This is a genomic window from Nonomuraea diastatica (assembly GCF_004349015.1).
Classification (GTDB): domain Bacteria; phylum Actinomycetota; class Actinomycetes; order Streptosporangiales; family Streptosporangiaceae; genus Nonomuraea; species Nonomuraea diastatica.
Genome location: NZ_SMKP01000054.1, coordinates 43,331 through 54,663, shown reverse-complemented (window position 1 = coordinate 54,663; position 11,333 = coordinate 43,331). Strand labels below are relative to the sequence as shown.

7 protein-coding genes are annotated in these 11,333 nt (G+C 75.6%); all 7 read right to left on the bottom strand.

Going from position 1 to position 11,333, the window contains the following annotated elements; translation table 11 throughout:
• Window positions 1-228: 228 nt before the first annotated feature.
• Window positions 229-1,356 (bottom strand): thiopeptide maturation pyridine synthase, encoded by a 1,128-nt coding sequence (locus E1294_RS20250; protein ID WP_165977389.1) that lies wholly within the window; start codon window positions 1,354-1,356, stop codon window positions 229-231.
• A 5-nt stretch (window positions 1,357-1,361) separates the two neighbouring features.
• A complete protein-coding gene (locus E1294_RS20245) occupies window positions 1,362-2,363 on the bottom strand; it encodes a lantibiotic dehydratase C-terminal domain-containing protein (protein ID WP_132510334.1) in 1,002 nt (333 codons plus the stop codon).
• Window positions 2,360-4,957, bottom strand: coding sequence for a lantibiotic dehydratase (locus E1294_RS20240; RefSeq protein ID WP_132510332.1), 2,598 nt, complete (start codon window positions 4,955-4,957; stop codon window positions 2,360-2,362). The genes E1294_RS20245 and E1294_RS20240 overlap by 4 nt, the downstream gene beginning before the upstream one ends.
• A gap of 119 nt (window positions 4,958-5,076) precedes the next feature.
• Window positions 5,077-5,253: a hypothetical protein gene (locus E1294_RS52820; protein WP_165974659.1), complete on the bottom strand. Its 177-nt coding sequence runs from the start codon at window positions 5,251-5,253 to the stop codon at window positions 5,077-5,079.
• 53 nt (window positions 5,254-5,306) lie between these two features.
• Window positions 5,307-6,977 carry a SagB family peptide dehydrogenase gene (locus tag E1294_RS20235; RefSeq protein ID WP_132510330.1) on the bottom strand — a complete coding sequence of 557 codons (1,671 nt, stop codon included), beginning with the start codon at window positions 6,975-6,977 and terminating at the stop codon, window positions 5,307-5,309.
• A gap of 34 nt (window positions 6,978-7,011) precedes the next feature.
• Window positions 7,012-8,973, bottom strand: a complete 1,962-nt coding sequence (locus E1294_RS20230; RefSeq protein ID WP_132510328.1) for a TOMM precursor leader peptide-binding protein — start codon at window positions 8,971-8,973, stop codon at window positions 7,012-7,014.
• Window positions 8,966-11,173: a hypothetical protein gene (locus tag E1294_RS20225; RefSeq protein ID WP_132510326.1), complete on the bottom strand. Its 2,208-nt coding sequence runs from the start codon at window positions 11,171-11,173 to the stop codon at window positions 8,966-8,968. Before E1294_RS20225 ends, E1294_RS20230 begins: the two co-directional genes overlap by 8 nt.
• Window positions 11,174-11,333 lie beyond the last annotated feature (160 nt).

The following is an 11,333-nucleotide window of genomic DNA, read 5'->3' as shown; positions in this document are numbered from 1 at the left end:
CATCCCGGCCGCCGGGTGTCCGGCGATGCCGGACACCCGGCTCGTCGTCACCGGACGCCCGCTCCCTCGTCCAGAGCATGGAGCACTACCTGGAGATACACGGTCACGCACGTGGACCGCTCTAGCAGAAAGGAGGCGGCCCCCGTGCCGGGACGGGGGCCGCCTCCGCCGCTCAGGCGTCGCCGTCGCCCGCAACCTCCAGGCCGTACGGCCCTCGCGGGGCCGGTGTCATCGGGCGGTCGCGGGGCGGCCGGCGAAGCGGCGCAGCGCGTCCAGCCCCGACAGGCCGTAGACGTCCTCCACCGCGTCGGCCAGCAGATGGCAGGTCCTGAACCGGTCGAGCGGGGTGAGCCCGAGCCGCGTCAGGTGCAGGTAGGTGTAGTTGAGCAGCACCCGGTAGCGCCGGAAGGCCGGGTCCGCGAAGATCGCCTCGTGGTAGGCGGGGTTGTCGAAGACCAGGCGTTGCAGCTCGCTCGGCTCACGGTGTGGCGCCGGCGGGTCGCCCGGCCGCACCCGGAGGGCCTCGCCCGGCTCGATCATCGGCTGGATCAGGCGGCCGTCGTCCAGTGCCACGACCCGCCTCCGGTACTGCTCCAGCAGGGATGCCCACTCCCGTACGAACGGGACGGCCGGGGCGCCGCCGTCGTCCAGGCAGGCGACGACCTCTCGTACGCGCTCCGTCAGGGCCGCGCGCCGCTCCCTGAACGTGCGGTCGAAGGACGCGCGGGCGCCCTCCGGGTCGGCCGCCCACGTGAGGTACCCCTCCGCGTGCATCCGGAACGACAGGTAGCTGCGGTCGATGCGCTGCGAGGTGTGCGCGATGGTCAGCATGAGGCTCAGCGCCAGCCCGATCCTGCTGTCGCGGCCCGCGCGCACGTGCTCCAGCATGCCGAACAGCAGCGGGGTCGCATCGACGTAGAACGCGGTGAGCAGGTCCACCGCCTCGTCGCTGCCGAGCACGTGCCGGCGCGAGTCGTACGGCGCGTCGCGGATGGAGTTGTCCGGCGGCCACGGCGTGAGCGGGCCGCGCTCCTGCTCCCGCATGGCGAGCAGGCGGTGCCTGGCCAGGCTCTCGGCCGGGTCGAGCGCGGCCGTCGAGGGGTGCTCGCGCAGGTAGCCGCCGACGGCCTCGGAGACGCGCGGGCGCACGACCCGCCGCCAGACGGCCGGCGCCGCCTTGACGTTGATCCGCAGGTGCGGGCCCTGCCGCCAGTGGCGCAGCACGTACGCTGCCGCCACGTGGCCGCGCAGCTCTTCGAGCAGCGGCCGCACGGCGTCCAGCAGCAGGCCGTCCTTGTCCGGCGCGTGGTAGTGGACGTGCACGCAGTGCCAGGTGGGAGGGTCGGAATCGGGCAAGCCGGTCAGGGGGACCACCTCCGGGAGTCGGCGAGGCCGGCGATGGCACGGCCCGCCAGGAACGACATGTGCTGCTCGGTTCCGGCGCGCAGCCCCAGCCGGTTGTGGAGCAGGTGCGCGCAGCGCATCAGGATCAGCGACACCGTGCGCCGCTCCGGCGGCGCTGCCAGGGCGAAGAACGCGTGGGGCGAGCCCGGGTCGAGCGGCGCGCATCGGCCGGCGGAGTGCAGCGCGTCGAGGTCGTCGCGGAGCGCGCCCACCGACGACGCCCACGCGGCCAGCAGGCCGCCGCCCGACTCGGGTGTGTCCCACAACCTGCGCGTCTGGGCGAGCAGGGCGTTCTCGCGGCGCCGCCAATCCTCCTCGCTTTCCGGGGCGACCCTGGGGCGCGGCGCCTCGCGGGCGGCCGCGGCCAGGCGGTGCGCGGCGGCCGGCAGGTCGGGCTCGCACGCGGCGGCCGCGATGGTCAGCGCGGCCAGCCCGATCGCCGCCCGCCGGCCCATCTCCGTCCCGGCGCGCACCACGTGCAGGGCCAGCCGGCTCGACTCCGCGAAGTGCCGTTCCGCGGCGGCCACGCAGGCGGCGTCGCCGTACGCCTCGTACTCGGGCCGGTAGCCGATGAACGCCACGGAGCCGGCGGGGTGCAGCCGCTCGTCGTAGTGCGTACGCCGTTCGCCCTTGGCCATGGCGGCGGCGAAGGCGCGGTAGGCCGCCGCGTCGACGGAAGGAGACGGGTGGGCGGCGAAGTGGGCCGCCGCCCGCTCGCGTGCCAGGTCCTGGACGCGCTGCCGCCGCGCCGGGTCCGGCACCTCCAGACGCAGCCGCACGTGCTGGCCGCCCTCCCAGTAGCGCAGGAAGAAGGCGCGGCGCGCGGTGCCGTCCGCCGCCAGCTCCCGCGTCACCGGGTCCACCACGCCGGTGATCAGCGGGTCGAGGTCGCCGAAATGGAACAGGTGCACGCCGACCCAGCCGTCCCCGGCGCCCGCGTCGTCCCGCGCCGCCGTCATCGGCCCGGCCTCCCCGAGAGCTGCACGACGTACTCGGTGACCCGGCCGCCCGCGCCGTAGCGGGGCGCCTGGTAGGGGTCGGGCAGCGCCTCTTCGAGCACCAGCAGCGCGCCGGGGTCGCGCAGCGTGCGGACGAACCCGGTCAGCAGCAGCAGGTCGGTGACGTCCACGTACATGGGCTTGCGGTCCTTGCTCAGCAGCCCCGCCAGCAGGCCGCGCCGGAGATCCACCACCCGGGCGAAGAACCGGCGGGGCACTCCGTGCAGCGCCAGCCACTCGGCCAGCCTGGGCAGGTACGCGGCCTCACCCTCGCCCTTGGCCGGCACCGGGAACGCGCCGGCCCGCAGCCGCCAGACCGCCCGCGCGACCGTCACCCGCCCGAGGTCCATCCGCGGCCAGCGCTCCACGACGCCCTCGGCCGGTGCCTCGGCCCGGGTGCGGAACACCCAGCCGGGCACCATCGCCGTGGACGGCTCGCCGAACGCCCGCACCAGGAACTGCAACCACGGCGGCAGCCAGTACTGGGCCGTCATGCCCAGGTGGACCGGCTTGACCGGGCGGCCAGCGCCGTCGAACAACGTCAGCCGGTCGGACCCGGGGTCGTGGCCGACCGTGAGGTCCGCCGGCGCGACCCGCGGGAGTCGGGCGTCGGGAGCGGTGAAGGGATGATCGAGGGCGAGGTCGGCCGTGGCAGGGCGGACGTTGAGGCCGCCGCCGACGAGCCCGCGGCACTCGGCCACCATGACGTCGCCCTGCGCCGCCCGTAGCCCGGCGGCGGGCGGCGCCTCGCCGCCCGCCAGGGTGACCAGCCGGTGCAGCCGCGACAGCCCGCGCCCGTACCCGGCGGAGACCGAGTTGACGACCGCGCGCACGCCGCCGGGCCCTGGCACGGCCTGCAGGTAACAGCAGATCGATCCCGGCGGCCGGACGAAGCCCGGCCAGTTCTCCGCCATGGCGGCCAGGCGGGACGCCGTGAGGTCCACCGGCTCGCGGTCGCCGGGCCCGGCGCCGGCCCGTTCCCAGAAGCTCCGCCGCACCTCGGTCAGCCGCGTCAGGCCGGGCGGGTGCTCGGCGCCCGGCACCGCGCGCGTGCCCGCGACCGGGTCGCGCAGCATGCCGCGCAGCAGCGTCCCGCCCTCGCCAGGCGCCTGCCTGTGGATCTCGCGGTAGAGGTCCAGGGCGGGGACCCGCCCGCTGGGGCCGTACCGGTCCAGGAAGAACGCGGTGGCGGCGATCTTGACGGGCAGGTCGGGGTCGAACAGGCCGAGCAGCCCGCGCAGCGCGTCGAGGTCGTCGCACACCCCGCGCCAGGCCGTCGCGCTCAGCCGTCCGGCGACGCCGGGGATGACGGCGCTGTGCCAGAGCAGGTTCTTGCCGGGCAGTGACGGCCCTGGCGGCAGCACCTCGCTCAACGCCGCCCGCACGACCCCGGCCGACCGCGCGCCGTCGCCGGGTTGGGTGGCACCGTCGCGCAGCGCCTCGGCGACCCGGCCGACGGCCTGCGCGTACGGCGCCGGGCCGTCCTCCGCCAGCCACGACGCCAGCCGTCCCACCGGGTCGGCGCCCTGCTCGTCGTACGGCGGGACCAGTTCGAGCAGCCCCGCGTCGACCAGCGGCTCGATCCCCGGAGCGGCGGCCAGGGTGGCGACGTCCCTCCCGCGCACCCAGGCGAGAGCCTCCCGCACCGCGGGGCTCGCGGCCACCCCGGACAGCGGCTCGCCGTGCCCGAAGCCGAGGAACCAGATCCGGTCGCCGTCGTCGGTGGCGGACGGATTGACGCGCAAGCGGGCCCGTTCCCGCACCCGCCGATGCCGGGTGAGCGCCGCCCACAGCGGGCGCAGGACCGCCCGGTCCAGCTCGGCCATGACGTGCCAGGCGGGCTCGCCGCCGGTCCGCACGGCGGGGCCGTCCGCCTCCCACCGGCCCAGGCCGCTGAGCGTGAAGGTGGCGTACGGGCTGGTCTTGACGCTCGCCCGGGCGAGGTAGCGGGCCAGCCGCAGCAGTTCCTGCCGGTCCGGCGGGCGGTCGGCGGGGCCGGCGAGCCAGGCTTCGAGGCGGCCGGCCAGGACCGTGCTGCCCTGGGCGAGGCCATGGCGGAAGCCGGCGTCGGACACCGCCTCGCGCAACACCGCCGTCTTCTCCCGCGACTCCTCCGCCAGCACGGCGGGCAGCGCGGCGCGCAACCTTTCCGCGCGCTGCCGCAGGGTGGTCCACGCGCCGATCCGGGCGGCCAGGTCCACGGGCAGTGCCGCCAGCACCTCGGCGGACGCGGCCAGGCCGCCTGGCCGGCGCCCCGCGAACACCGCGCGCCGCAGCGCCACCAGCCCGGACTTCAGCGGGCCCGCCGCCACGCCGCCGATCACGTCGTGCAGGGGAGCGGACAGCTCCGCGCCCTCCCGCCGCAGCCGGGCCGAGACGTTCGCCAGCTCGTCCACCAGCCGCCACGTCCGGGTGCAGCGCATCCGGTCGAGACCGGCCACCGGCAGCCCCGCGACGCGGACTGCCAGAACGGGCGACAGGGCATAATCGGGATCGGCGAGCCCGGCAGAGTCGCCGTCCCCCGCGACGGGGACGGCGTGCGCTACATGGGTCAAAGGAACGCGCTCCTCGAAGGGGTTCGTCAGGGGCCGAGGGCGCCCACGGCACGGGCGCCCTCGGCCCTGCTCGTCATACCGGTGGCCGTACGAAGCTCACCGGAGGGCCGACGCCGGCTCTACAGCTCCGGAGCCCAGCAGCTCATCGCCGTCAGATACGACGAGCAGTAGCCGGGGGAGGACGAGGCGCCGGTCTCGATGGTGCCGTGCCCTTCCGCCACGATGGAGTCGGCCGACACGACATCGATGGAGTCGACGTCCAGGCCGCGCAGGTCGAGTTTGAGGTTCTCCGACATGTGTGTCTCCTGACATTGGGATTGAGTTGATGAACACGGTTGATCCGAACGGGTCACGATGTCGTCGGAGCCGGCATCACCTCCTCGTCGGCAAGGACCGGGATGGGGCGGGCCACCAGGGGCCCGCCGGTCGGTGGGGTGCCCATCGCCAGGAAGGACAGGCTCCTCAGGGAGGTTCCGGCGAGGCCGAGCACCTCGTCGGTGGTCTCGTTCGCGCCGTCGGAGTGGATGCGCGCGGCCAGGCCGAGCGCCGCGGCGGCCAGCGCGGCCCGCTGCGCGACCAGGCCCGCCTCCATCTGCTGCATGCGATACCAGCGGTCCCCGAACGGGCGCGCGCCCGCGAGCGGATCGCCCACCGGAACCAGCGCGGCGGCGGCCCCGCGCAGCGCCACCCGCGTGTTGGCCAGCAACCGCCCGGTGGCCACGGCGTCCACCTCGCCGGCCCCGGCCAGCTCGTGGAGCGTGTGCCGTGCCGGGTCGTACCAGTAGGCGCCGCTGGGCAGCCCGTCCACCCGCAGGGACAGCAGGCACAGCGCGGTCGCGGCCGGTCCCGTCGCGGCGCCGGGCAGGTCGGCCGGGTAGCCGCCGCCGGCCGCGGCCAGCACCGCGCCGAGCGCCCTCCCCAAGAGCGGCACCGGACGGTAGCCGGTCACCGGGGACGTACGGCGCGGCACCCCCGCGGCCGGGTGGGCACCGATCGCGGGCTCGGGAGCCGGGAGTGCCCGGCCCGCGCGCACCGGCGGCCGCGGCCGCGGCACACCGGCCGGCGCCGGCGAGCCGGGTGAGTACGGCGCGTCCGCGGAGCGCGGCGAACCGGGGAAGGCGAACGCGCAAGCCCGGTGCAAGGCGGCGGCGTGGCCGTCGGGCATCGCTCTGGGCAGCGGCCTGCTCTCATCGGCCACCGGCCGGGACATCAGCTCCCCGGCCAGGGACGAGCCCGGCGGGGAGGAGGCCGGTGGGGAGGAGGCCGGTGGTTGCCCGGCGTCCGGGGGCCGTGCCCCGCCGGACGGCAGGGTGAACGTGAGGACGGCCAGCGCGGCCTCCCGGACGCCGTCGAGACCGAGCAGCCGGTCGACCTCACCGTCCGGGAACCGCAGGCGGGCCCGGCCGGCCAGCCCCAGCCGCCCGCCCACGGCCAGCGCCTGGGCCACGAGCACGCCGGTCTCCTGGCAGATCAGGCGGTAGCCGAAGTCGCCGTACTTGAACATCGACCGCCAGAACACCGCGGACAGGACGATCGCCATGTCCGCCGCAACACCGTCCGGGGGGAGGGCGGTCAGCGCCGGGACGTGGTCGTCATCGCGCACGCGCTCCAGGACGTGGTGCACCGGGTCGTAGTGGTAGAGGGCGGCGGGCAGGCCGGGGAGGTGCGGCCCGCCCGCGGCCACGTACGCCTCGATGGGGTACAACCCTCCGCCCGACGGCGCGGGCCGGCCGGTGAGCAGCATGGGCGGCCGTCCCACAGGCTCGCCGCCGTCGTCGAGGTGGTGGGACCACACGATCCTGGTCATGCCGAGCAGGTTCCGCAGCAGCTCGCCGAGCAGGCCGGGAGCCGGGCCGTCACCGGCGGTCCAGGGCAGCCGCACACGTTCGGCGCCGGGGTAGCGCTTGTGCCGGGTCGGCGCGGCGGCCCAGTCGATGGACAGCGCTCCCCGGTTCCGCATGGCGGCCAGGTAGCGGCTCGTGGCCGCGCCTGGCGCGCTCGTCGCCGTGGTCGTGTGCACTCGGCGTCTGCCTCGCTTCCTCCGTGGAGACCGGTCAGGGGAACGGATGGGGGTACGGGTTCAGCTCCTCGGGCCGCAGGTCACGGTCCCGGTGGCCGAGGAGCCGCGGCAGCCTCAGCAGCCGCGGCAGGCCGTGGACGCGCCGGTAGCGGTGCCCGAAGGTCATGGACATCGTCCCCGGCACGATGACCTTCGCGGCGTACAGGCCGCACGCCCGCGCCTCTGGCGAGGTGATGTCGACGGAGATCACGTCGAGCCCGCCGGCCAGGTAGCGCCCGGCCAGCTCGGCCAGGTCCGCGCAGAGGTCGTCGTGCCTTGGCCAGCCCACCCGGGCCGCCACCTCGGCCACGGTCAGCGAGGATCCTCCGAGCGGCAGGAAACCCAGCCGGGCGGACGCGTCCGGGTGGCCGTAGGCCAGCGGATGGTGCTCCAGCAGCCGCACCTCGTCGGAGTCGGCCGCCAGCCGCGCCGACGACGCCGGGTCGTAGCGTTCGACATGGCCGGACAACATCGGTGCCAGGTCCTCCAGCGCCCGGCGGAGCGCTCGTTCCGGATCCAGGTGCGAGGCGGACCCGCACAGCGCACGCGGCCGGTCCGGCCCGCCCAGCGCGTCGACGGCCATCACCCAGAACACCGGCACCCGCTGCTCCAGCAGCGCCGCGAACGCGTGCACGTCGTAGCCCAGCCGGTCCCGCACCCGCTGGGCGAGCATCGGGATGCGGCGGTCGGCCGCCGAGCCGAGGTCGACCCGCGGGATGGGCATCCGGGCGTACCAGGTGGCCAGGGCCGCGTCCCGCTCGGCCACCTCCAGCAGGCCGTACAGGATCGCCTCCGCCGGGTGGCCGCCCAGGGCGCAGCCGTTGGAGCACTCGTAGGCGAACCCGAGGTCGTCCGCGGGGCGGGGGCCGAAGAAGGCGTAGCTCTCCGGAACCAGCACCGGGGCGTCGCGGGCGAACGAGTACGCCCACACCCAGGTCGTGGGGCGTTCCGGGATGAAGCGGGTGAACAGGAAACCGGGCTGGTCATACCAGTCGTCGGGATAGAGGCCCAGCGTGCGGGGGTCGAGGGCGTGGTCGGCGATGTCCGCGTACGCGGCGCGTACGGTGGTCCGCCGGCTACGTGGGTGGATGCCCGCGATACGCTCCAGGGCCTCGGCGACGGCGGTGGCCCGCGCGGAGGCGAAGTCGTCGCTGCGGCCGTAGCCGTGGTGACTTTCGTGCTCGGTGCGGGCCGGGCTGAGCCGGGCGACCGCCATCGGGCCGCCGCCGCGCTCCTCCGCGATCAGGGCCTGCACGATGCCGGTCTCCGCGTCGACGAACCGCTGTTCCAGCTCTGCCTCCCGGCCGCTGATCCCGCTGACCCGGAACGTCGCCGGGTCCGGCTTGGGCGCCGGACCCGGGACGTACCGTCCGGAATGCGGGCCGTCGTCCGGGCGCGCGCCGCAGTCCGGGCAGAGGGGGTCCGGCAGGAACGGATGGCGGCGCACCGCGGCCGTCGGCAGGCGGACCTTCAGCAGCGCGCCCACGGTCCGCGCGGAGCCGGGGTCGTGTCGCAGCCGGCGCACCTCGTCGGCGACCAGCGCGGCGACCGTACGCGAGACGAGTGGGGTGAGCAGGGCGGTGGGCCGCGAGTCGAGGTCGGCGGCCCACCGCGCGCGCAGCGCGTCACGTGCCACCGCGTCCGGCCGGTTGCCGGCGCGCCTGCGTCCCACACAGGTCGGGCAGCCGGGCCGGGACGGGCGGACCACCGGGCCCACCAGCGCCCAGCCGGCCTCGACACGCACCGGCAACCACGGCACGTCCCGCCCGGCCGCGCGTCGCGCCACCCCGGGGTACGGCCGCACGTCGTCGGCGTCGCTCGCGACCACGATCGCGCCGCCTCCCGGTCCGCCGGCGAGGGCTTCTCGGATGGCCGCGTGCAGGCGGCCCTCGCCCAGCACTGTCACCAGGTCAGGGTCCGCGGCGGACGGGACCGTGGTGATGGCGGCCTCAGTCATCGAGCAGGACGACTCGGGTGACGAAGGGCAGGAGCCTGGCCGCCTCGGGATCGCCGTCGAGCGGCACCGCCACCGGCACCTTGCCCGCGCGGCGCAGGGCCCCGGCCATCGTCCGCACGGCCTGGGACCGGTCGCCGTCCGGCGGCCAGAGGGGACGGGCCTCGGCGTACGCGTGCTGCCCGGCGGTCCTGGACTGCCAGCGCAGCAGCAGCCGTTCCAGGCCGTCGCGCAGCGCCTCAGGGACGGTGGCGGCCACGGACACGAGCACCTCCCGGCCCGGGACCGTCAGGGCGACGGCGGGCACCCCGAGGACGGCTGTGTGGTCGCTGATCCGCGGGGTCTCACCGGCGAGCGTGAGCTGGCGCAGCAACGCCTCGGCGACCGGATCCTCCGAAGGCGTCAACGCCGCGCCCGCCCCGGCGCGGTCCACGGCCGGCGATGAGAAGGCGGACGGTGCGGTCGCATCCGCCGGGGTGATCGACCCATCGGGGTCGGTGTGGTCATCAGGGGTGGCCGGCAGACGGGCGGCCAGCAGGTGCTCGCAGTGGGCCCGCAGGCCGGCGGCCAGCGCCTCCGGCCAGCTCAAGCCGGCGCCGGCGCCGACCGGCGGGTGCGGCGTACCGGTGCCGGCGAGCCGGAGGCCGGCTCTGGGCACGGGGCGTCGCCGTCCCGCTCCGGGCCGCCCGCCCGGCAGTTCCACGCCCCACACCACCTCCTCCTCGCCGGGGTGGAGGGCCAGCAGGCCGTACGTGGCGAGGGCGGCGAGCAGGCAGCGCAGCCGGGCCGTGCGCTGATCGGGCCCCCAGCCGTACGCCTGCGGTCTCGGCGCCCAGCCGGGAAGCACGCCGAACGGATCGGAGACGACCGCCTGGCACACGGCCAGCGGGGACTGCGCCAGCGCCTGCTCGTCCAGCATGCCGAGCAGCCCCAGCCGGGAGTCGACCAGTTCGGCGGCGAGGCCGAGCAGTCCTTCCGTGTCGACAGCTGATGCCGCCTTCTCCAGCGGGGTAGTCGCCGGTGCCCAGGCCGGTCCGGCGGTCATCGGCGCTTCGGCCGGTCCGGCGGTCGTCGGCGTCCGGGCCTGCGCGGTGGTCGCCACCGCCTCCGTCAGCTCCCTGATCGCCTCCGGGCCTCCGCCAGGACGCGCGCCCGCCCGGGGATGGGCCAGGAACCGGTGCGGGGCCGTGTCGAGAGTGCGCAGGTCCACCCTGGTGAGCATGCGTTCCGAGCCCGTGTCGAGTCCGGTCACGTGAGCGAAACACGCGAGCGCCGCCATGGCGGCGACCACGGTGGGCACCGGGCCGGTCAGCAGGTCCTCCTCCGGCGCGACCGGAACCGCGGCGGGCAGCCCGGCCAGCCGGTGCCAGCCCGACTCCGCCGCTGTCACCGTGGGCCGTCCCACCTGGCTGAGCCAGACCTCCGTGGGCGCGACGAGGACCTGCCCCAGCACGACCCCGGCCGCCTCGCAGGCGCGGGCCGTCGCCACCAGCTCGTCGAGGTCGGCACTCACCTGGAGCACGACGTCGGCATCACGGGCGATCGTCCGGCCGGCCGCGTCGGCGCCGCGGGCGGTCGTCGGGCTGGGCGCATCGGGTCTCCCGGCGGTCGTGCGGCCAGGCACATCGGCGTCGCCCGCGAAGGAGAGCGTCCTGATCTCCTGGCCAGGGTCGCGCCGGGCGGCGTCCGCGGCCCGGCCGGCCGCCTCGGGAGCGGGACAGACCACCGTGACCCGCTGCCACCCCGAGCCGACACACGCCCCCACCAGCGCCTCCAGCAGCGGCCCCGCGCCGGTCAGCACCAGGTGGGTACGACGTATCCGCTCGAACCGCGACTCCGGCGAATCGAGCGCGTAGCCGATGAAGGCGATCTCCTCCGCGTACGCACGCAGTTCCGCGCCGGTCAGCCCGTGCGGCCGCGCCTGCCGGGCGTCCACCACGAATCGCTGCTCGGCGAGCTGGCCCACCAGCCGCTCGACCATGGCTCGCCGGTCGCCCGTGAGGTGCGCCGTGAGTTCGGCCAGGGTGTGGCGGCCGGTCAGGGCGGGTGCCAGCCTGGCAAGCCAGGCGTACGCCTGCCGCCCTCGGAGTGTGCACGCACCGTAGTCGCTGTGCACGTAAGCACCGTCGGGGCATTCGACGAACCGTACGTCGTCGCGTAGCTGCGGTCTCATCGCCGGATCGGCGTTTGGGAGCGCTCCCATGAAGGCGATGTTAGAAACGGAAACGGTTTATGTAAACCCATAAAACCTCTTTGATGTACATCTGAATCCAGATATAATCGCGCAATTCCCAGTCTGCTCACGGAATGTCACTTACCGGATGGGCCACCGGAAGAAGTTCCCTGTGCGCCGTGAGCATTCT

Coding starts and splice junctions, on each gene's coding strand:
- E1294_RS20230 (WP_132510328.1), bottom strand. CDS start 8,973: ATGACTGAGGCCGCCATCACCACGGTCCCGTCCGCCGCGGACCCTGAC.
- E1294_RS20225 (WP_132510326.1), bottom strand. CDS start 11,173: ATGGGAGCGCTCCCAAACGCCGATCCGGCGATGAGACCGCAGCTACGC.
- E1294_RS20245 (WP_132510334.1), bottom strand. CDS start 2,363: ATGACGGCGGCGCGGGACGACGCGGGCGCCGGGGACGGCTGGGTCGGC.
- E1294_RS52820 (WP_165974659.1), bottom strand. CDS start 5,253: ATGTCGGAGAACCTCAAACTCGACCTGCGCGGCCTGGACGTCGACTCC.